At 64.7% G+C, this 20,184-nt stretch carries 18 protein-coding genes; 11 read left to right on the top strand and 7 right to left on the bottom strand.

Features of this window, described 5'->3' with window-relative positions:
• Positions 1–159 precede the first annotated feature (159 nt).
• The 7 genes from C5L14_RS03880 (at position 160) to cysK (ending at position 6,999) form a co-directional block, all read left to right on the top strand.
• Entirely contained in the window at positions 160–1,401 is a 1,242-nt protein-coding gene (locus C5L14_RS03880; protein WP_105860741.1) for a glycosyltransferase family 4 protein, read from the top strand.
• Between the two features lie 199 nt (positions 1,402–1,600).
• Positions 1,601–2,140, top strand: a complete 540-nt coding sequence (gene infC, locus C5L14_RS03875) for a translation initiation factor IF-3 (RefSeq protein WP_428832605.1) — start codon at positions 1,601–1,603, stop codon at positions 2,138–2,140.
• Between the two features lie 226 nt (positions 2,141–2,366).
• Complete coding sequence (locus tag C5L14_RS03870) at positions 2,367–3,218, top strand: AcvB/VirJ family lysyl-phosphatidylglycerol hydrolase (protein WP_105860739.1); 852 nt, start codon at positions 2,367–2,369, stop codon at positions 3,216–3,218.
• A 243-nt stretch (positions 3,219–3,461) separates the two neighbouring features.
• Complete coding sequence (gene coaBC / locus C5L14_RS03865; RefSeq protein WP_105860738.1) at positions 3,462–4,730, top strand: bifunctional phosphopantothenoylcysteine decarboxylase/phosphopantothenate--cysteine ligase CoaBC; 1,269 nt, start codon at positions 3,462–3,464, stop codon at positions 4,728–4,730.
• 267 nt (positions 4,731–4,997) lie between these two features.
• Positions 4,998–5,462 carry a dUTP diphosphatase gene (dut, locus tag C5L14_RS03860; RefSeq protein WP_181161020.1) on the top strand — a complete coding sequence of 155 codons (465 nt, stop codon included), beginning with the start codon at positions 4,998–5,000 and terminating at the stop codon, positions 5,460–5,462.
• A gap of 20 nt (positions 5,463–5,482) precedes the next feature.
• The gene (locus C5L14_RS03855; protein ID WP_105860737.1) at positions 5,483–5,932 is read left to right on the top strand and encodes an RrF2 family transcriptional regulator; all 450 of its coding nucleotides are present in this window, start codon (positions 5,483–5,485) and stop codon (positions 5,930–5,932) included.
• Between the two features lie 104 nt (positions 5,933–6,036).
• Complete coding sequence (gene cysK, locus C5L14_RS03850) at positions 6,037–6,999, top strand: cysteine synthase A (protein WP_105860736.1); 963 nt, start codon at positions 6,037–6,039, stop codon at positions 6,997–6,999.
• Between the two features lie 181 nt (positions 7,000–7,180).
• Here the strand turns inward: cysK and C5L14_RS03845 are convergent, their stop codons facing one another.
• Positions 7,181–7,837, bottom strand: coding sequence for a DUF2076 domain-containing protein (locus tag C5L14_RS03845; RefSeq protein WP_181161019.1), 657 nt, complete (start codon positions 7,835–7,837; stop codon positions 7,181–7,183).
• Between the two features lie 133 nt (positions 7,838–7,970).
• Positions 7,971–10,955, bottom strand: a complete 2,985-nt coding sequence (gene polA, locus C5L14_RS03840; protein ID WP_105860734.1) for a DNA polymerase I — start codon at positions 10,953–10,955, stop codon at positions 7,971–7,973.
• Positions 10,956–11,269: 314 nt separating this feature from the next.
• Between polA and C5L14_RS03835 the strand changes: the two genes are divergently transcribed.
• The 3 genes from C5L14_RS03835 (at position 11,270) to C5L14_RS03825 (ending at position 13,088) form a co-directional block, all read left to right on the top strand.
• Positions 11,270–12,082 carry a HesA/MoeB/ThiF family protein gene (locus tag C5L14_RS03835; RefSeq protein WP_105860733.1) on the top strand — a complete coding sequence of 271 codons (813 nt, stop codon included), beginning with the start codon at positions 11,270–11,272 and terminating at the stop codon, positions 12,080–12,082.
• Positions 12,083–12,102: 20 nt separating this feature from the next.
• On the top strand, positions 12,103–12,462 hold the full coding sequence (gene folB / locus C5L14_RS03830) for a dihydroneopterin aldolase (RefSeq protein WP_105860732.1): 360 nt from the start codon (positions 12,103–12,105) through the stop codon (positions 12,460–12,462).
• A 119-nt stretch (positions 12,463–12,581) separates the two neighbouring features.
• Positions 12,582–13,088: a TIGR00645 family protein gene (locus C5L14_RS03825; protein ID WP_105860731.1), complete on the top strand. Its 507-nt coding sequence runs from the start codon at positions 12,582–12,584 to the stop codon at positions 13,086–13,088.
• Between the two features lie 5 nt (positions 13,089–13,093).
• Here the strand turns inward: C5L14_RS03825 and C5L14_RS03820 are convergent, their stop codons facing one another.
• The 4 genes from C5L14_RS03820 to C5L14_RS03805 all read right to left on the bottom strand — a co-directional run bounded on the left by C5L14_RS03820 (position 13,094) and on the right by C5L14_RS03805 (position 17,893).
• A complete protein-coding gene (locus tag C5L14_RS03820; protein WP_105860730.1) occupies positions 13,094–14,641 on the bottom strand; it encodes an acyl-CoA synthetase in 1,548 nt (515 codons plus the stop codon).
• 24 nt (positions 14,642–14,665) lie between these two features.
• Positions 14,666–15,787, bottom strand: a complete 1,122-nt coding sequence (locus C5L14_RS03815) for a DUF5938 domain-containing protein (RefSeq protein ID WP_105860729.1) — start codon at positions 15,785–15,787, stop codon at positions 14,666–14,668.
• A 62-nt stretch (positions 15,788–15,849) separates the two neighbouring features.
• Positions 15,850–16,656, bottom strand: coding sequence for an SDR family NAD(P)-dependent oxidoreductase (locus C5L14_RS03810; RefSeq protein ID WP_105860728.1), 807 nt, complete (start codon positions 16,654–16,656; stop codon positions 15,850–15,852).
• 346 nt (positions 16,657–17,002) lie between these two features.
• On the bottom strand, positions 17,003–17,893 hold the full coding sequence (locus tag C5L14_RS03805) for a transporter (protein ID WP_105860727.1): 891 nt from the start codon (positions 17,891–17,893) through the stop codon (positions 17,003–17,005).
• A gap of 372 nt (positions 17,894–18,265) precedes the next feature.
• Between C5L14_RS03805 and C5L14_RS03800 the strand changes: the two genes are divergently transcribed.
• Positions 18,266–19,453 carry a lipid-transfer protein gene (locus C5L14_RS03800; protein WP_105861308.1) on the top strand — a complete coding sequence of 396 codons (1,188 nt, stop codon included), beginning with the start codon at positions 18,266–18,268 and terminating at the stop codon, positions 19,451–19,453.
• Here C5L14_RS03800 and C5L14_RS03795 read toward each other — a convergent pair.
• Positions 19,412–20,116 (bottom strand): TetR/AcrR family transcriptional regulator, encoded by a 705-nt coding sequence (locus C5L14_RS03795; protein ID WP_105860726.1) that lies wholly within the window; start codon positions 20,114–20,116, stop codon positions 19,412–19,414. The two genes, C5L14_RS03800 and C5L14_RS03795, sit on opposite strands and share 42 nt — an antisense overlap.
• Positions 20,117–20,184 lie beyond the last annotated feature (68 nt).

Here is a 20,184-nt window from a genome sequence, read left to right as displayed (position 1 = left end):
GGCCGTATCACCTTTCATTTAGAACATGGGGCGCTCTATAGAGGATGTCAGGGGCCAAACGTTTTGCGGTTTGAAGTGATTCCGTCAAATTGCATGATGCTTCGGGTCCATTGCCGACCGCCATCCCCACGCTGAACCAAGCCGGAAAAATCTGCACCCATGTCCGATATCTCGTCCAAAGCTCGCCCGATCGGCCGCCGGCCGAAAGAGGAACGCTTTGCCGGCGTCACCGTGCTGCAGATCATTCCGGCCCTGGATGCGGGAGGCGCCGAGCGCACCACCATCGACATTGCCGATGCGTTGACGCGGGCGGGAGCCCGTGCCCTGGTTGCCACCGAAGGCGGCCGGCTCGTCGGCGAGTTGCAGGCCCGTGGCGGGCTCTGGATCCCGTTCAATGCCTCGACCAAGAATCCGCTGCGCATCTGGGGCAATGCCCGGCGGCTCGAACGCCTGGTGCGCGAGGAGAAGGTCGACCTCATCCATGCCCGCTCGCGGGCGCCGGCCTGGTCGGCCCGTCTCGCCACCAAGAAGCTCAACCTGCCCTTCGTGACCACCTATCACGGTGCCTATTCGGCGAGTTCGGAGCTGAAGAAGCGTTATAATGGCGTAATGGCGCAGGCCGACGTCGTCATCGCAAATTCGAATTTCACCGCCGCCACCATCAAGGAAAACTGGCCGGAGGCGGCTGAACGCCTGCGCGTCATCCATCGTGGCACCGACCTGACGGCCTTCACTCCCTCTGCCGTGTCGTTCGAGCGCGTGGAGACGCTGCGCCGGACCTGGAACGTGGCGCCGCATCAGCGCATCGTGCTGCTGCCCGGCCGTCTCACCGGCTGGAAGGGCCAGCGCGTGCTGATCGATGCCGCCGCCATCCTCAAGCAGAAGGGCATCGAGGACACGGTCTTCGTCCTGGCCGGGGATGCCCAGGGCCGGGACGGCTACGTTGCCGAACTCGAGGCGCGTATCGCCGAGCGGGGCCTCAAGGGGCTGGTGCTGCGCGTCGGCCATTGCAGCGACATGCCGGCCGCCTATCTCTCCGCCGCGGCGGTCGCGATCCCTTCCACCAGCCCCGAGGCCTTCGGGCGCACGGCGGTGGAAGCGCAGGCGATGGGCTGCCCGGTGGTGGTGGCCGACCATGGCGCCACCTCCGAAACCGTGCTGGCTCCGCCCGAGATCGTCGGCAATCTGCGCACGGGCTGGCGCACGCCTGTGGGCGATGCCGAGGCCCTGGCGGAGGCCCTGCACGAGGCGCTGACCCTGGGCGCTTCGGCCCGCGATGGCCTTGCGGCGCGAGCCCGCGCGCATGTCGAGGCGCATTTCTCGCTGGACGTGATGTGCAACGCCACGCTCGATGTCTATGCCGAGCTTCTGGTGAAGAGCCGCAAGCTGAAAGACGAGTGAGCCAGAAGCCTCGAAATATTCGCCGCGTGGCGAGCCCGTGACGATCTATCGGGCTGATTTGTGATCTAAATTTTACGCCGCGGACATGAAAGCGTTGACTTCCGGGCGCTTCGGCAACATCTTCCCGCATCCGGGCGCGGGCTTCGACGCGGAGCCGTCGGCTCGCCCAAATCCATTCATGGTAGAGGAGTTTACCGCCATTCGTCGCCCTATGAGGACTAACGCCCCGGTCGCCAAGGACGGGCCGCGCATCAATGAGGAGATTCGAAACCGCGAAGTCATGCTGATCGATCAGGACGGGCAGAATCGCGGTGTCACCGACACCAGGGCTGCGATCGCCATGGCCTATGATGCCGGATTGGACCTGGTCGAGGTGGCTGCCAATGCCGAGCCCCCGGTCTGCAAGATCATGGACTACGGCAAGTTCAAGTTCAACGAGCAGAAGAAGGCCGCCGAGGCCCGCAAGAATCAGAAGACGGTCGAGATCAAGGAGATCAAGCTCCGTCCGGCCATCGACGATCATGACTATGACGTCAAGATGAAGGCCATGAAGCGCTTCTTCGAGGAAGGTGACAAGGTCAAGGTCACCCTGCGCTTCCGTGGTCGTGAAATGGCGCATCAGGAGATCGGCTATCGCCTGCTCAACCGCGTCAAGGATGACACCGGCCTGATTGCCAAGGTGGAATCCGATGCCTCGCTCGAAGGCCGCCAGATGGTGATGGTGCTGGCACCGCGCTGATCGAGCCGGATAAGCGGAGTGTCGACCTCTCAGCTCTATCGATTGGATGGAGCGTGGTCGACATCCTTCTTGTCGGCAAATGGGGTGGTTCCAGGAGCGCCGATTTCGCTCCATCAATCGATGGAGCGCAAAAGCCGGTTCTTCAAGTCCACGGCGGGTCCGGCCCGCCATCGTCGCGCCATGTTCCGGGCACAGGAACGGACAGTTCATCTGTTGATGCCGTCTCATGGCCCGTTTCCTGACATTGCGGCGTTTCGCCTTTCTCACCCTTCTCGTCGCGGCCGGCGTCTTCGTCGACGCCAAGCTCCTGCCGCGCTGGTTTCCGCAGGCCTTCGGTGGGGTTTGGGGTGGGTTGGCCGCCCCCGACGATGCCAATGTGCCCGCATCCTTGCGCGATCTGCCGGTCGTCCTGATCAAGGGCCGGCGCAATGATGGGCCGGTCGCGATCCTGCTGTCGGGCAACGGCGGCTGGTGGGGCATCGACGACGGCATCGCCGAGGGGCTCGCCCGCGCCGGCGTCACCACGATCGGCCTGAACAGCCTGGCCTATTTCATCCATCGCCGGTCTCCCGAAGAGGTCGCGGCCGCGATCGACAGGATGGCGGCCTCGATCGGCCCCGACAGGCCGGTTATCCTGGTCGGCTATTCCTTCGGCGCCGATATCGCAGCCACAATCTATGCCCACCTGTCCGACGATCTGCGCGCGCGCATTCGCCAGGTCTCGCTGCTCGGTCTCTCCCGCGAAGCCGACTACGCCGTCGGCTTCATGAAGGTCGCCGGCGGACGCAAGGCAACCATCCCGGCCGTCGCAGCCATCGATGGCCCCCATATCCAGTGCTTCCACGGCGCCGATGAAGGCGCGCGGTCGGGCTGCAACGATGTCGATGCCGCGAAGGTACAGGTGGTCGAGGTGCCGGGGGGACACCATTTCGACGGTGACTACGACAGGATCGCCAGCCTCATCCTCGCGGGCATGCCGTCCCAGCCGCGCAACGATGCGATTCGCTATGCGGGCATGAACCGGTTCGCCTGGCTGGCCCATCCGGCCGGGATGGAGGCACAGGCCGGCAAACGCTGAAACGATTGAATCCCCCGGTTGCGCTATTTATGTGTGTGCGGCAGGTCCTGGAGCGCAGTGAATTCCGATGGAAGGCCCTTCGTCCCAGTTCCCGAGAAAAACGCTCTATAGCGTTTTGCGATTGAACGGAGTCACCCATAATCGCAAAGACGAGCGAAACAACGAGATAGAGCAGATAAGCGTTCACGCTTGAACGCGCTTTGCTCTAGCACAACGCGATAATGGCTTCAGGCGGATCGATCCATGTCCACTCCCCTCGTCGGCAAGCGCATTCTTCTCATCATCGGTGGCGGCATCGCGGCCTATAAGGGCCTCGACCTGATCCGCCGCCTGCGCGAGCGCGGCGCCGATGTCAGGGCCATCCTCACCAAGGCCGGCGAGGCCTTCGTCACGCCGCTCTCCGTCTCGGCCCTCACCGGCGACAAGGTCTATACCGACCTGTTCTCGCTGACGGACGAGGCCGAGATGGGCCATATCGAGATGTCGCGCGATGCCGATCTGCTCGTGGTGGCGCCGGCGACGGCCGACCTGCTTGCGAAGATGGTGCAGGGGCTCGCCAATGATCTTGCTTCCACCACGCTTCTGGCGACCGACAAGCGCGTACTGGTCGCCCCGGCCATGAATGTGCGGATGTGGCTGCATCCGGCGACCCAGCGCAACATCGCCCGGTTGCGCGAGGATGGCGTGCTCTTTGTCGGCCCGAACGACGGGGAAATGGCCTGCGGCGAATATGGGCCGGGGCGGCTTGCCGAACCCCTGGAGATCGTCGCCGCGATCGAGAAGGCCCTGGCGGGGCCGACCTTCATTCCGCTGCCGGGCTCGGTGAGCGCCGATACGCGCCTGCTGCCGGCCCTGCCGCTCGCCGGCAAGCATGTGCTGGTGACGGCCGGGCCGACGCATGAGCCGATCGATCCCGTGCGCTACATCGCCAACCGCTCCTCCGGCAAGCAGGGCTATGCCATTGCCGCGGCGGCCCTGGCCGCGGGCGCCCGCGTCACCCTGGTGTCGGGACCGGTCGCGCTACTGCCGCCCCCGGGGGTGAAGCTGGTGCCGGTGCAAACGGCCCGCGAGATGCTGGAGGCCGTCAGGACCGCGCTGCCGGCCGACATCGCCATCTTTGCGGCGGCCGTGGCCGATTGGCGCGTGGCCGATGCCGGTGCGCAGAAGATCAAGAAGGGCGCCGAGGGTACGCCTGATTTCGCATTGGTGGAGAACCCCGACATTCTCGCCACCATCGCGCGGGACAAGGCGCGCCGGCCCTCCTTGGTCGTCGGCTTCGCGGCGGAGACCGAGCATGTCGTCGAGCATGCCAAGGCCAAGCTTGCCCGCAAGGGCTGCGATCTCATCGTTGCCAACGACGTCTCGCCGGAGAGCGGCGTGATGGGCGGGGACCGCAACCGCGTTCATCTGGTATCGGCCTCGGGCATCGAGACCTGGCCCGACATGGACAAGGAGGCGGTCGCCCGGGCGCTGGTGTCCCGCTTCGGCGAGCTGGCCAGCGCCGTGGCGTGAGCAGGGCTCGGTCTTCGGGGCTTGATCGAAAATCGGGGGAACCTCGACTTTTTGTCATCACCGGCCTTGTCCCCGTGATCGGGGGGGCCCAGTCTCGATGGGTTGCTGTATCTGGATGCCCGGAACGAGCCCCGGCACGACACAGGCGGAGCTATGCTGGGCCGTGTTGCGAGTTTTGAGACAGGCTCATCAGGCTCGCCTACCCCGTTCCTTGTCTCTACAATTTTGAAACAGGCGGGTCTGAGACCCGCTCTCCGAAGGATTGCCATGACCCTGACCATTCCCGTCAAGAAACTCGCCCATGCCGGTGACCTGCCACTGCCCGCCTATCAGAGCGAGGGGGCGGCGGGTCTCGACCTGCCGGCAGCGCTGGGACCGGGGGAAACCCTGGTTCTTGCACCGATGATGCGTGCTCTGGTGCCGACCGGGCTGGTTTTCCAAATTCCACAGGGCTATGAAGGACAAGTGCGCCCACGTTCCGGTTTGGCTGTGAAAAGCGGGATTACCGTTTTGAACGCACCCGGTACGATAGACGCCGATTATCGCGGTGAGATTAAAGTCGCCCTGATCAATCTGAGTGTAGAATCTTTTGCCATCACCCATGGCATGCGAATCGCCCAGTTGGTCATTGCGCCGGTGACGTTGTCTGCCCTGGTCGAAACGGCGGAAGTCGATTCGACCGTTCGCGGCAGCGGCGGCTTCGGTTCGACGGGCACCGCAACAATGAAGTAGGACCGTTTCAGGGGGTCGACATGCAATTGCTTTCGCGCCGTTCCTTGCTTGGCCTTGCCGCCGTGGTCGATATCGCCCACCATTCGAGGCCCACGCCGGTCGCCGCCAAGGCTCTTGCGTCCCGGCATGCCTTGCCGCCGCGCCATCTGGAAACTTTGCTGCAGACCCTGGTGCGCCACAATATTCTCAAGGGCGTGCGCGGCCCGCGGGGAGGTTATGAACTGGCCCGCGAGCGGCGGCGTATCAGCGTCGGCGACATCGTGCGTGCGGCGATGACGGATGCCGCCGGCGAGGACGAGCCGGCGCCCGTGTCGACCCTGGTCGACCAGGTCATCGCACCGGCGGTGAACCAGGCCTCGCAATCCTTTCTGGCCGAACTCGACCAGATCACCGTCGAGGATCTGTGCCGGGATGCCGAGCGCAAGCATGTCTTCGGCGGTACGCCCGCCAATATCGACTTTGCGATCTGAGCCTCGGCCGCTAAAAAACATCATGAATCTGTAATTCAATATTAATCTCGACATTTTCGTGGATTAATGTTGAATTCCAGCGCTTTCAATCAAGGACGTTTCCCATGGCGAATGCCAATCACGTGCCCGGCCGCGGCCGCATCTTCCAGTCGATCACCGAGACCATCGGCGATACCCCGCTGGTGCAGCTCAATCGGTTGGCCAAGGCCAAGAACGTCAAGGCTCGTATCCTCGCCAAGCTCGAATTCTTCAACCCGATCGCCAGCGTCAAGGACCGCATCGGCGTCAGCATGATCGATGCGCTGGAAAAGTCCGGCCATCTCAAGCCCGATACCGTGCTGGTCGAGCCGACTTCCGGCAATACCGGCATCGCGCTCGCCTTCGTCGCGGCGGCCCGGGGCTATCGGCTGATCCTGGTCATGCCGGAATCGATGTCGATCGAGCGCCGCAAGATGCTGGCCCTGCTCGGGGCCGAACTGGTCCTCACGCCGGCGGCCCAGGGCATGCGCGGCGCGGTCGCCAAGGCCGAGGAGATCGTCAAGGAACTGCCGAGCGCCATCATTCCCCAGCAGTTCCGCAATCCCGCCAATCCCGAGATCCATCGCCGCACCACGGCCGAGGAAATCTGGAACGACACCAAGGGCGACGTCGATTATTTCGTCTCGGGCGTGGGCACCGGCGGCACCATCACCGGCGTCGGCCAGGTGCTGAAGCCGCGCAAGCCCGATCTCAAGATCGTCGCCGTGGAGCCTGAGGATTCGCCGGTGCTGTCGGGCGGCCAGCCTGGCCCGCACAAGATCCAGGGCATCGGCGCCGGCTTCGTGCCGGATGTGCTCGATCGCTCGGTGATCGACGACATCATCACCGTCGGCAACCAGACGTCCTTCGACACCGCCCGCCTGCTCGCCCGCATCGAGGGCATTCCCTGCGGCATTTCTTCCGGTGCCGCGGTTGCAGCCGCCCTGGAACTGGCGGCCCGCCCCGGCATGGACAACAAGTCCATCGTGGTGATCGTGCCTTCCTTCGCCGAGCGTTACATTTCGAGCGCCCTGTTCGAAGGGCTGTGAGTCACGACATTGGAGGGTCGATCTTCGGATCGACCACCTTGGCAACGCGGCGTTTGGGGGAAAGGCGGTCGATCTGAAGATCGACCCTCCTGTACCCGGGCCTGCTGCGCGGCATGTCATGTAAAACCCCGGCCACAGGCCGGGGTTTCGTAGGAACGATTGTTTTCAAACAAAATGGCGATCAGATCCAGCCGTCGTCGCTGTCGCCGGAATCGTCCGAGCCGTAATCGCCATCGTCGTCATTATCCGAGTCGTAGCTGGCGTCGCGCACATTGTCGTCGTTGTCGCGGCCCCTGTCGCCGTTTTCGTTGATGATGGTCTCGTTGATGGTGGTGTTGCCTTCGCCCCAGGGGGCGGAGCCGCCGCCGCCGAACAGGCCGCCGCCACCACCGAACATCGAGCGCACCCCCTCGAACAGCAAGGCGCCGCCGGCGACACCGGCCGCCGTCTGCAGGGCCCCCTGCAGGAAGCCGCCGCCACGCGCGGGCTGTTCGGCCTGCTGCGGAGGAAACTGTCCCGGCTGGGCTTGGTTGCGCTGGCCGCCGAAGCCCTGCAGGGCCGAGCCGGCGCGCTCGAGCATGGATTGCGGCTGCGCGGGCTGCTGTGGCGCCTGCGGGGCCTGCTGGCCGGCCGTTTCGGCGGCCTGCACCTTGGCGTGGGCCTCGCGCAGGGCATGGTCCTGCACCAGCACGGTCTGCACCAGCGCATAGGCGGCGCCCGGCGAGCGGGCCATCTCGGCCGCGATGGCCGCCTCGGCCTCGGCGTCGCGCCCGCTCGGGGCGGAACTGCGCAGGCGATTGAACAGGTCCTCGATGAGGGCTTTTTCGTTGGGGGTCATCCTGACTCTCCTTCGCGGCTGCTTCCTGAGAGGGTAGGCCGCAACGCCTCCCATGTGGGTGCTGCTTCTCAATCGGACAAGAACCGGCCGGAATTGGGGCGAGTTACAAAGGATTAATGCCGGCCGGCTCGGCTCAATGGGCCTCTTCCCAATTGCTCGCAGCCCGCGCCTCGACCTGCAGCGGCACCTTCAGCTGCAGGGCCGGAAGCGCTGCCTGCTCCATCACCTTGGAGATCACGGGCAGTGTCGCCTCGACTTCCTCCTCCGGTGCCTCGAAGACGAGTTCGTCATGCACCTGTAAGAGCATCCTGGCCGAAAGGCCGGCCTTGGCGAGTGCGGCGTCCATGCGGCTCATGGCCCGGCGGATGATGTCGGAAGCAGAGCCCTGGATCGGCGCATTGATGGACTGGCGCTCGACGAAGGCCCGCTCGGACGGGTTCTTCGAGTCGATCGCCGGAAAATGCATCTTGCGGCCGAAAATGGTCTCGACATAGCCATTCGCGCGGCATTCGGCCTTCATGCGGTCCATATAGTCGCGAATGCCAGGGAAGCGTTCGAAATATCTCTTGATATAGGCGCCCGCTTCCTCGCGCGGGATGGAGAGCTGGTTGGCAAGGCCGAAGGCCGAAATGCCGTAGATGATGCCGAAATTGATGGCCTTGGCGCGGCGCCGCACCAGCGGGTCCATGCCGGCGACCGGCACGCCGAACATCTCGGAAGCCGTCATGGCGTGAATGTCGACGCCATCCTCGAACGCCTTGGTCAGCTGCGGGATCTCGGCGACATGGGCGAGCACGCGCAGTTCGATCTGCGAATAGTCGGCCGAAATCAGCTTGGCGCCGGGCGCGGAGATGAAGGCCGACCGGATCTTGCGGCCTTCCTCGGTGCGCACCGGGATGTTCTGCAGATTGGGCTCGGAGGAGGACAGGCGCCCCGTGGTGGTCGCCGCCAGGGAATAGGAGGTGTGCACCCGGCCCGATTTCGGGTTCACATAGGTGGGCAGGGCGTCGGTATAGGTGGATTTGAGCTTGGTGAGCTGGCGCCAGGCCACGATCCGTCGCGGCAGCTCCAGGCCCTGGTCGGCCAGATCCTCCAGGACCTGGGCCGAGGTCGCCCATTGGCCGGTCGGCGTCTTCTTGCCGCCGGGCAGGCCCATCTTGCCGAACAGGATGTCGCCGAGCTGCTTGGGCGAGCCGACATTGAAGGTCTCGCCGGCGAGTTCGTGGATTTCCGCCTCGAGCCGGGCGGCGCTCTGGGCGAATTCGCCGGACAGGCGCGCCAGGATCTGGCGATCGATCATGATGCCGCGCGATTCCATATTGGCGAGCACGGCGACGAGCGGGCGCTCCAGCGTCTCGTAGATGTTGACCAGCCCCTCGGCGACCAGGCGGGCCTTGAGCAGCAGCCAGAGGCGCAGGGTGACGTCGGCATCCTCCGCCGCATAGGCGGTAGCACGTTCGATGGTGACCTGATCGAAGCCGATCAGGGACTTGCCGGAACCGCAGACCTCGGAAAAGGCGATCGGCTTGTGGCCGAAATGGCGCAAGGAGAGTTCGTCCATGCCGTGATTGCCGCGGCCGCCATCGACGACATAGGACATCAGCATGGTGTCGTCATAGGGCGCGACCTTGATGGCCTGCTCGCCCATCACCAGCGTGTCATATTTCAGATTCTGGCCGATCTTCAGGACACCCGGGTCTTCGAGCAGGTCTTTCAGCCGCGTGAGGGCTTCGGCGGCATCGACCTGGCCGGGCATCATGCCGCCGCCGAACAGGTCCGCCTTGTCGCGGTGGCGCAACGGCACATAGCAGGCCTTGCCCGGCTCGACCGACAGGGAGAAGCCGACGAGATCGGCCTGCAAGGCGTCGAGCGAGGTGGTCTCGGTGTCGAAGGCGACGTAGCCGAGCTCACGGGCCCTGACTATCCAGCCATCGAGTGCTTCCAGGCTGGCGACGGTTTCGTAGGACCCGGTGTCGAAGGGAATGGCGGCAAGCCTGGCCTTGACGCTCTCCACCACTGCGGAGGGCGTGCCGGCCCCGGTCGCAACAGCCGGAGCGGGAGAGACCCCGTCGGCGCTCGGCCTGGGCGACGGCGTCCGGGCGGGGGCGGGCGAGAAATCGCTGTCGGGGATCTTCAGCGTCTCGTCGGCCTCGATATCGGCTACGTCGAGGCCGGCATCCTCGGCGATGCGGCGGGTCAGGGTCGAGAATTCCATCGCCTTCAGGAAGGCGATGGCGCCCCTGGCATCGAGCCCGGGGGCGATGAGCTCCTCGATCGGGGTTTCCAGGGTGACGTCGCTGACCAGCTTGACCAGTTCGCGCGATATCCGGGCGAGCTTGACGTTCTCCGGGTCGGTCAGGCTCTCGCGGCGCTTGGGCTGCTTGATCTCGCCGGCGCGGGCGAGAAGCCCGTCGAGGTCGCCATATTCATTGATCAGCTGCGCCGCCGTCTTGACGCCGATGCCGGGCACGCCGGGAACATTGTCGGTGGAGTCGCCGGCCAGGGCCTGCACGTCGACCACCTTGTCGGGCGTCACGCCGAACTTTTCCAAAACCTCCGCCTCGGCGATCAGGCGCTCGGGGCGCGAGCCCTTGGCCTTCTGGTCGCCGGAAGCGGGGTCGAACATCACAACGCCGGGCCGGATCAGCTGCATCAGATCCTTGTCGGCGGAGACGATGGTGACGTCGGCGCCGGCCTTGACGGCGATGTCGCAATAGGTGGCGATCAGATCGTCCGCCTCGTAGCGAGCCTGTTCCACCGGCTTGAGGCCGAAGGCGCGCACGGCAACGCGCATCAGCGGGAATTGCGGCACCAGCTCTTCCGGGGGCGGCGGCCGGTGGCCCTTATAGGGCGGGTAGATCTCCTTGCGAAAGGAGTCTTCCGACTTGTCGAAGATGATGCCGAGATGGGTGGGCTTGATGCCCATCACCCCTTCCTTGATCATCTTGTGCAGCACGTTGCAGAACAGGCGCACCGCGCCCGTGGGCAGGCGGTCGGAGCGGTAATTGTAGCGGGCGTCCTGGTTGATCGACTGGAAATAGGCCCGGAAGATGAAGGAGGAGCCGTCGACCAGGAAGACGTGGTCGCCCTTTCCGGGTGCGCGCGGGGCAGAAGTCATCAGGGCCTCGTCTTCGGTCTGTTCAGGACTGATTCTTGGAGCGCGATCATACAGGCTCGCATTCAGAAGGCGAGACCATGGATCGGTGGGCGGATGCGGAGAAAGAAAAGCGGACATCGCGACATGCAAGCATGCCGCTGTGACGCCCGCGGTCCCGGGCGCAGCGCTTTCTCGGCAATATCCGGGCCGCTTTGCTTGGAACAACCGAGCGGCGTGGCGCTCGGGTGGGCCCGCGGACGTCTCGTCCGCCTCTTCCCCCGGAAGAAGCCCTCTCGGCGATTGCGCCCCACGCCGGGGGCCCCTACATTCGTGCCATGGCATTCTCATCCGAAGAGCTGGAGCGCTACGCCCGGCATGTGGTCATGCATGAGGTCGGCGGCGCCGGACAGCAGGCCCTGTCGCGGGCCCGCATCCTGGTGGTCGGCGCTGGCGGGCTCGGCGCGCCGGTGCTGCTCTATCTGGCGGCGGCGGGCGTCGGCACGCTCGGCATCGCCGACGACGATGTCGTCTCGCTCTCCAACCTGCAGCGTCAGATCATCCATGCCACGCCCGATATCGGGCGTCCCAAGGTCGAGACGGCTCGGGAGGCGATCGAGCGCCTCAACCCGCATGTGACGGTGGTCGAACATGCCCTGCGCATCGATCCCGCCAATGCGGCCGGGCTGATCGCAGGCTACGACCTGGTGATCGACGGCTCGGACAATTTCGACACCCGCTATGCCGTCTCCGATGCCTGTTTCCATGGCCGCAAGCCGCTGATCATGGGCGCGCTCGGCGTGTTCGACGCCATGCTCACCACGCTGCGGCCCTTCGAGACCAATGCCGAGGGCGCGCCCAATCCGACTTGGCGCTGCCTCTTCCCGCAGAAGCCGCCGCCGGGCACCATTCCGAGCTGTGCGGAGGCGGGCGTGCTCGGCGCTCTCGCCGGCGTCGCCGGTTCGATGATGGCTCTGGAGGCGATCCGCGAGATCGTCGGTTTCGGCACCGGCCTTACCGGCCGCCTCATCCATCTCGATGCGCGCGACATGCGGTTCGGTGAAACCCTCTATGGCTGGGATCCCGACAACCCGCTGAATGGCGAAGCGGCGCAAGCAGCGGGCGAAACGGCGATGGCCATTCCCGGCTGAGTGTGTCATGTCTCGCTTCCATGACCGAACCGCGATCCTATAGCCGCGTCTTTCTGCGCGCCCTCAATCTCGAAGCCCATATCGGCTATTACGAGCATGAGAAGGGCGTGACCCAGCCCCTGGTCGTCGATGTCGAGTTGACCCTGGCCGAAGCGAATTTCGGCAATGACGATATCGGGGGCACGATCGACTACGACAAGATCGCCGCCATCGGCCGGGACCTCGCCGCCAGCCATGTCGACCTGCTCGAGACCTTCGCCGAGCGCCTCGCCCAGCGCTGCCTTGCCTTCGACCGTGCCGCTGCCGTGCGCGTGCATGTCGAAAAGCCGCGCGCCGTGCCGGGCGCCATGGCCGGCGTGGAGATCCTGCGCGTGAAGTAACGGGCCCTCCGTCCGCGATATCCGTCCAATTCGATTACAATTTGGCAAGGCTGGGTTCCCAGGCCGGGCGCGTCCCTCTATTTTGCGCGCGATTGTTCATGTCGGGTTGAGATCACTTTATGGAAAAATGGATCGAACGCGGGCTTGTCGCCTCGCGCTGGGTGCTGGCGCCGTTCTATATCGGGCTGGTCATCGCCCTGTTCGTCGTCTTGCTGAAATTCGGGCAGGAATTGCTCCATTTCGTCGGGGGCGCCTATACGCTCACGCCAAAGCAGACGGTGCTGGGGGTGTTGGAACTGGTCGATCTCGCCTTGCTCGGCAGCCTGGTCTTGATCGTGATCTTCTCGGGGTACGAGAATTTCGTTTCGAAGATCGATGGCGCCGAGCATCTGTCCTGGCCGAACTGGATGACCAAGGTGGATTTTGCCGGCCTCAAGCTCAAGCTGCTGGCCTCGATCGTGCTGATCTCGGCCATCGAACTGCTCAAGGGCTTCATGCAGATCAAGGACCTGTCCGACCGCGACCTCTATTGGCTGGTCGGCGTCCACATGGTGTTCATGGTCTCGGGCGTGCTGCTGGCCTTCTCCGATCTTCTGCAGGCCAAGGCCGGCCATCCCGACGACTGAGGCTGTCAGGCCGAAGACGACCGGGCGGCGAGGAGTTCGGCGCGGATGTCGCGCTTGAGTACCTTGCCGACCTTGGAGCGTGGCAGATCCGGCCAGATCTCGACATGTTTGGGCGTCTTCACGCTGCCGATCCGGGCCTTGACGAAGGTGCGCAAGGCCTCGGTATCGGCATTGCGGCCCGCGCGAAGCTGCACGACCGCGCAGACCATCTCGCCCCACTTCTCGTCCGGCAGGCCGAAGACGGCGCAGTCCTGGACATCGGCATGTTCGAGCAGCGCCTGCTCCACCTCGACCGAATAGACGTTGAAGCCGCCGCTGATGATCATGTCTTTCAGGCGGTCGACGATGTAGAGCATGTTGTCGGCGTCGAGATAGCCGATATCGCCGGTATGCAGCCAGCCCGAGCGCAGGGTCTGAGCCGTCGCGGCCTCGTCCTTGTAATAGCCGCGCATCACCAGCGAGCCGCGTATGGCGATCTCGCCGCGTTCGCCCGGCGGCAGAGGCCGGTCCTTGCCGTCCAGAATGGCGAGTTGCAGCAGGGGCGGGGGATAGCCGGCCGCAGAGAGGCGCGCCTTGTCGATGCTGCCGTCCGGTTTGAAATGATCGGCCGGCGCCATGGTGGTGCATACCATCGGCGCCTCTGTCTGGCCGAAGAACTGCGCCATCACCGGCCCGATCCGCTGGATCGCCTCTTCCAGCCGCGCCGGCGCGATCGGCGCCGCGCCATACCAGAAGCATTGCAGCGAGGAGAGGTCGGTCCGCGGCAGGTCGGGATGGGCGAGCAGCGCGTAGATCAGGGTCGGCGGCAGGAAGGTGTGGCTGACGCCATGGCGTGGAATGAGGGAGAGGAAGACGCCGAGATCGGGCTTGGGCATGATCACGATCTCGCCGCCCTTGGCGAGGACGGGCAGGGTCAGCACGCCCGCCGCATGGGTGAGCGGCGGCAGCGCCAGATAGACCGGGCGGTCGCGATAGGGATAGGCCATCAGCATGATGGCTGACATCGCCTCGAGATTGTCGTCGGTGAGCAACACGCCCTTGGGCTTGCCGGTGGTGCCGCCGGTGCCGACCAGCATGGCGACATCATTGTCCGGGGGCGTCGGGAAGGGCGTGTCGGGCATGTCGGCCAGCCATTCCGCCAGCGACGGGGCACCGGCCGCCTCTCCGTCCAGGCAGACCAGCATCTTCAGGGCCGGCAGGTCCGGCAGGATGGTCTCGACCAGTTCGTGGAAGGCCTGCTGGAACAGCAGCACGGTGCAATCGAAATCGGCCAGGATCTGGCGATTCTCGCTTGGTGCGTTGCGCGGGTTGATCGGACACCATACGGCCCCGGCCCGGGCGATGCCGAACACACTGGCGAAGGCCTTGGGATCATTGGCCGAAAGCACGGCCACCTTGTCGCCGGGGCGGGCGCCAGCCTTGGCGAGGGCATGGGCGACGCGATTGGAATGGGCGACGACGTCGGCATAGCTCAGCGAGGCGCCATCCATGGTCAGGCACGGCGCGGCCGGCCCCAGCGAGGCACCCTTGTCGAGATAGAAGCTGATCCGCATCGGCCTCGCCCTCCCGTTCCTCGTTCAATCCTGGACTGTCAGTACCGGCTTCATCACCAGGCCGAAGCTTCTGAGCACGCCGAGCAGCGTATGATGGCCGAAGGCCTGGCAGGCCGAGGCGAAGCCGGCGCGCAGGGGCGGCTGCTGCAGCAGGGAATAGGCGGCATAGGCCTGCAGCAGGCCGGTCTGCTTGTAGTTGCAATTGCCGTGGATGAGGCAATGGACCCGCCCGAGCGGGCCCGAGCCATAGACCGAATCCACCGAGCGGTTGACCCGCGGGTTTTCGCGCGGCGGCATGCCGCTCTGGATCGAGGCCGCGATCTTGCCGAGTTCGACCTCCTGCTGGGCCATCGGCAGCGGCTTGATGTTCTCCTCATACATCTTCACCGTGGCGATGACGCCCTGCATCACCTCGCGGGCGAAGACGCCGGCGGCCACCTTCACGGTGGCGACACGCGGATCGTCCTTGAACCAGACCGGATGGCTGGTGCCGCCCCAGGGCAGGGCGATCGCCGTGCCATGCTGGCCGGGCACGTTGACCTCGAAGGTCTGGGAGAGCGGCCATTCCTTGTACTGGTTCTGCTCCAGATAATGCCATTTGGCCTTGAGGATGGTGAAAATGGTCTCGACCGAAGCGGTGGTCGGAAAGCCGCTCCACAGCACCAGAATGTCGAGCGTGTCGATGCCGGGCGTCTCCAGCGCGATCTGAGCGGCGATCTCGCCGGTGGTGTACATCTGCGCGACGCCGGGGGAGAGCAGAAGACCTTTGCCGGCAAACTTGCTGCCCCATTCGGCCTGTGCATGCAGGACCCAATCCTGTTCGCCCGTGGTGTCGAGATAGTGGCAGCCCGCTCGCAACGAGGCCTCGACCACCTCTCCGCCATATTTGATGAAGGGGCCGACCATGTTGCACACGACCCTGGCGCCGCGGAACAGTTCCGTCAGCGCTTCGACGCTGTGGTTGACGCCGACCACCTCGTAATTCGCCGTCTCGATGCCGGGGATGCGCTCGACCACCTCGCGGACGCGGGCGGCGTCTCGGCCGGCGGCGATGAAGGGTATGTTGTATTCGCGCAGATATTCGCAGACCAGGCGCCCCGTATAGCCGGAGGCGCCGTAGACGACGACGGGTTGCTTGCCGTTCATGCAAAATCCTTTCGGGATAGCTGTATCCAGCGGCCCTGCGGGAGGCCGCAGCCGATCGAGCCTCAGCTCCCCATGCCGCCCTCGACCGGAATGCCGGCGCCGGTGATGAACTTCGAGGCGTCGGAGGCCAGGAACACGGCCGCATCCGCGACCTCGGAAATCTCGGCCAGGCGGCCGAGCGGCGTCAGGCCGGTCACGGCCGCGAGCGCGGCGTTGATGTCGGGGAACAGGCCGAGGCCAACGACGTCCTGCGCGAGCTTGACGCCCATTTCAGTGGGAATGAGGCCCGGATAGATGCAGTTGACACGCACGCCATAGCCGAGCTTGCCCGCCTCGGCGGCGGCAACGCGGGTCATGCGGTCCACGGCCGATTTGGTGCCGGAATAGCCGGAGATGGCCGGGAAGGCGATCAGGGCCGCGACCGAGGCGATGTTGATCACCGAACCGCCCTGGCCAGCCGTCCCGCCGGGCCGCATGGCGCGGAACGCATGCTTCATGCCGAGCAGCGTGCCGACGATGTTGACGTCGAGCATGCGCCGCAGGCTCTCCGGCTCGATCTCCGTTACCAGCGCGGTCACTTCCATGCCGGCATTGTTGACCAGGATGTCATAGCCGCCGATCGCGCCGATGGTGTCGGCGACGGCGCTTTCCCATTGCGCTTCCTGGGTGACGTCGAGCCGCACGAAGCTGCTTTTGCGGCCATGGCCGGCAAGGGTGGACGCAATGTCGCGCCCCTGGTCCTCCAGGACGTCGCCGATCACCACGTCGGCGCCGGCCTTGGCCAGCGCCTCGGCGATGCCGGCACCGATGCCGCGCGCTCCGCCGGTGACGAGGGCCTTGCGGCCGGTCAGATCGAATGGATTGGCCATCGGGCAGTCCCTCCTGATTTCTGACGGTCGGACCTGTCGGCACCGGCCGGCCCCTTATGGCGGGGATGATGATGCGATCTCATGCCAATCTTGGACGAGTGTCAAGTTTTTATTGGACGGTTGTCAAGCTATGGGCAGGGCGAGGCGGTAGAGCGATTCGAAGGAGATAAGTAGCCGGCTATTTTATAGCGTGTTGCGGTTTGACGGAGTCGCCTAGAATCGCAAAGACGCGTCAGAACAATGAGTTAGGGCAAATAAGCGTTCACGCTTGAACGCGCTTTGCTCCAGAGAAAAACACCCCAAGCAGCTGGGAGGCCGCTGCTTGGGGGCGCACCTGCAATGCGCTTTAGAAGATCTTCATCAGGCGGATCTGCCCGGTGAAGTCGTTGCGGAAGCCGCCCTTGGCATTGGCGATGTCGGCGCCCACCACGCCCGAGATCTGCCATGTCGGTGTCAGCATGTGGCTGGCAAAGGCGCGCAGGCCGTGCGAGTCCGTCTTCAGGCCGGTATAGGTGCCGCCGACCGACTGCCTGCCGCCGAAATGGCCGGAATAGCCGAAGGAGACCGAGGTCGCCGGCGAGAACTGATAGCGCAGATAGGCCTGAAGCTGCACCGAGGGATCCTGCGAGCGCTTGAGGCCATATTCGGTGTGGTCGATATAGAGCGCCACATCCGCGGCGGCGTCGATGAAGAAGCCCTTGCCGAGATTCTGGATGACACCGAGCTGCGGCGTGAAATACCAGGTGCCCGTACCGATGTTGAAGGGCGCCCGGGCGCTGTAATTGCCGGTGGGCGCCGAGACATAGGCAGTGAGTCCGACAGTGGTGCCGCCGGGCTGGTCGGCGCCATGCAGCGGGAAGACGGTGAAGCCGAGCGTCAGGTCGCCGATGCCGCTCTTGCTTCGGGCATCGACGCCGCCGATCTGGTGCTGGGTGAAGCCGCCGATCGGCAGGAAGGCCTGGACCGCGATCGGCATGCCGTTGATGTCGGAGTAATGCAGATAGCGCAGGATGCCGACCGCCGTCTGATAACGCGATTTCGGAATCTTGCCGATACCCTCGATATCCAGCCGGCTGTTGGCCGTGAAGCCGAAATAGCCCAGGGCCAGATTGGTTCCGGACGGCAGAGCGGTATAGTCCCCCGGATAGATATCGATGGCCTTGGCCGCATTCGGCGCCATCAGGCACGTCATCAGTGCGGCGCACGCCAAGGCCTTCCGCCTCAGTTTTGAAGTCATGGAGTTCCCCCACTATTGTACCTCTGCATTCTCTTGCAGGCAGAAACCATCCGGGGAAATGTGTATTCAGTATTGGCCGTATCATACCGCGCCGCGAAAAGAGGCCTTATTGATGAAGGGATGGCCTCATCAGCGGTTCCATCGGCGAAGACTGAGCAATACCTTATCGTCTCTCCCGGAGAATGGCTGTCTTGTACGAGATACGCAGTATTCCCTTTGTGCCGGGAACGCCGCATCCTCAGGCCAAAATTATACGACTGTCAAGATTTTGTTTGACACTTGTCCAGCTCATGGCGAATTTGTCGCAAAAATGCCACCTATGGGAGGCGGCCTGCCGCCGGGCGGTGAAGTCGCTTTCAGGAGGGAATGGAGATGTCATCATCGCGGGTGCTGGTCGCGGGCGTGGGCATGATCCCCTTCGCTAAACCGGGCGCGAGTGAGCCCTATGACGCCATGGCGGCCAAGGCGACGCGGCTCGCCCTCTCGGATTGCGCCCTGGATTATGGGCGGGTGCAACAGGCCTATGCCGGCTATGTCTATGGCGATTCCACCAGCGGCCAGAAGGCGCTCTACCAGATCGGCATGACCGGCATCCCGATCATCAACGTGAACAATAATTGTTCCACCGGCTCCACCGCCCTGTTCCTCGCGCGCCAGGCCGTTGCCTCGGGCGCGGTCGATTGCGTGCTCGCCCTCGGTTTCGAGCAGATGAAGCCGGGCGCGCTCGAAATGCAGTTCGGTGACCGTCCCAGCCCTTTCGCCGATTTCGAGGCGCTGGCCGACCAATTGGTGGGCATGAACGAAATTCCGCTCGCTCTGCGCTATTTCGGAGGCGCCGGGCTGAGCCATATGCGCAAATATGGCACGCCTCTTTCCGCCTTTGCCGCGGTGCGCGCCAAGGCGAGCCGGCATGCGGCCCGCAACCCTCTTGCGGTGTTCCGCAACGAGGTGAGCACCGAGGAGGTGCTGGCTTCACCGGTGCTCTGGCCCGGCGTGATGACGCGGTTGATGGCCTGTCCGCCGACCTGCGGCGCTGCGGCGGCCATCCTGGTCTCGCCCGAATTTGCCCGGCGCCACGATCTCGACTGCAAGGTCGAGATTGCCGCCCAGGCGATGACCACGGACGGCGAATCGACCTTCGAGGCCGGCGACATGATGCAGCTCGTCGGCTTCGACCTCAGCCGTCGTGCCGCACGCCAGGTCTATGAAGCGGCCGGCATCGGCCCCGAAGACCTGGACGTGGTCGAACTGCACGATTGTTTCGCGCACAATGAATTGGTGAGCTACGAGGCCCTGGACCTCTGCGGCGACGGCGAAGCGGGCAAGATGATCGCCGATGGCGACAATTCCTATGGCGGGCGCTACGTCACCAATCCCTCGGGCGGGCTGCTGTCGAAGGGGCACCCGCTGGGAGCCACCGGCCTGGCGCAATGCTATGAGCTGACCCACCAGCTGCGCGGCACGGCGGACAGACGCCAGGTGCCTGGCGCGCGCCTCGGGCTGCAGCACAATCTCGGCCTAGGCGGCGCTTGCGTCGTTACCCTTTACCAGGCGGTGTGAAGCGAGCTTGGGCCGGCTGCCGGTCGTTCCCATCTTGGCGGGCAGGCCGCATGCCGGCAGGAAGGCCCGGATCCGCGCCTGCATCTGTGCGATGGCATCGGCGTCGCCGCCCAGATGGCGCAGCAGGGCATGTTCGAACAGCCCGTCGAAAGTCGCATAGACCACGGCCGAGGGCAGGGCCGGCTTGACCCCGGCCAATTCGAAGGCGCGCGACATCACGCGCCAGACCATGTCTTCCAGGCTCTTGTCGATCTCCCTGACGTCCGCATGGAAGGAGGGCTCGAACAGGGCCTGGGAGCGCAGATCATACCAGAGCCGATGCATCGGGGCCTCGTCGCGCAGCGTGGCGGCAAGGCTGTCGAGGAATTGATCGATCAGGCTGCCATGGCTGTCGGCATCGGCGGTGATGCGCTCATAGCGCTGCACGCATTTTGCTTTGTAGTCGCGCACGCAATAGGCGATCAGGTCGACCTTGTCGCTGAAGTAATAATGCAGCACGCCGTGGGAGAAACGCGAATTCTGGGCGATCTCCCTGAGACTGGTGCGGGCATAGCCGAGTTCAGCAAGCGTCTGCAGCGCGGCCTCGGCCAGCTCGGCTCGGCGCGCGGCAAACTTGTCCGGCGCAGGCCGGGGCGCTTTCTTCAGCTTGGCGCCATTTGCCATCACATCCTGCCAGCATCAGCATACCACCGATACTACAATATCGAGGTCGCCCGGCCAGATCAACCGAA

It is taken from the genome of Labrys okinawensis (assembly GCF_002982075.1).
Classification (GTDB): domain Bacteria; phylum Pseudomonadota; class Alphaproteobacteria; order Rhizobiales; family Labraceae; genus Labrys; species Labrys okinawensis_A.
This window is presented reverse-complemented; position numbering and strand designations above follow the sequence as displayed.

Excerpts from the sequence above, each read along its gene's own strand:
- C5L14_RS03880 (WP_105860741.1), top strand. The coding sequence starts at position 160 with ATGTCCGATATCTCGTCCAAAGCTCGCCCGATCGGCCGCCGGCCGAAA.
- C5L14_RS03870 (WP_105860739.1), top strand. The coding sequence starts at position 2,367 with ATGGCCCGTTTCCTGACATTGCGGCGTTTCGCCTTTCTCACCCTTCTC.
- coaBC (WP_105860738.1), top strand. The coding sequence starts at position 3,462 with ATGTCCACTCCCCTCGTCGGCAAGCGCATTCTTCTCATCATCGGTGGC.
- dut (WP_181161020.1), top strand. The coding sequence starts at position 4,998 with ATGACCCTGACCATTCCCGTCAAGAAACTCGCCCATGCCGGTGACCTG.
- C5L14_RS03855 (WP_105860737.1), top strand. The coding sequence starts at position 5,483 with ATGCAATTGCTTTCGCGCCGTTCCTTGCTTGGCCTTGCCGCCGTGGTC.
- cysK (WP_105860736.1), top strand. The coding sequence starts at position 6,037 with ATGGCGAATGCCAATCACGTGCCCGGCCGCGGCCGCATCTTCCAGTCG.
- C5L14_RS03845 (WP_181161019.1), bottom strand. The coding sequence starts at position 7,837 with ATGACCCCCAACGAAAAAGCCCTCATCGAGGACCTGTTCAATCGCCTG.
- polA (WP_105860734.1), bottom strand. The coding sequence starts at position 10,955 with ATGACTTCTGCCCCGCGCGCACCCGGAAAGGGCGACCACGTCTTCCTG.
- C5L14_RS03835 (WP_105860733.1), top strand. The coding sequence starts at position 11,270 with ATGGCATTCTCATCCGAAGAGCTGGAGCGCTACGCCCGGCATGTGGTC.
- folB (WP_105860732.1), top strand. The coding sequence starts at position 12,103 with ATGACCGAACCGCGATCCTATAGCCGCGTCTTTCTGCGCGCCCTCAAT.
- C5L14_RS03825 (WP_105860731.1), top strand. The coding sequence starts at position 12,582 with ATGGAAAAATGGATCGAACGCGGGCTTGTCGCCTCGCGCTGGGTGCTG.
- C5L14_RS03820 (WP_105860730.1), bottom strand. The coding sequence starts at position 14,641 with ATGCGGATCAGCTTCTATCTCGACAAGGGTGCCTCGCTGGGGCCGGCC.
- C5L14_RS03815 (WP_105860729.1), bottom strand. The coding sequence starts at position 15,787 with ATGAACGGCAAGCAACCCGTCGTCGTCTACGGCGCCTCCGGCTATACG.
- C5L14_RS03810 (WP_105860728.1), bottom strand. The coding sequence starts at position 16,656 with ATGGCCAATCCATTCGATCTGACCGGCCGCAAGGCCCTCGTCACCGGC.
- C5L14_RS03805 (WP_105860727.1), bottom strand. The coding sequence starts at position 17,893 with ATGACTTCAAAACTGAGGCGGAAGGCCTTGGCGTGCGCCGCACTGATG.
- C5L14_RS03800 (WP_105861308.1), top strand. The coding sequence starts at position 18,266 with ATGTCATCATCGCGGGTGCTGGTCGCGGGCGTGGGCATGATCCCCTTC.
- C5L14_RS03795 (WP_105860726.1), bottom strand. The coding sequence starts at position 20,116 with ATGGCAAATGGCGCCAAGCTGAAGAAAGCGCCCCGGCCTGCGCCGGAC.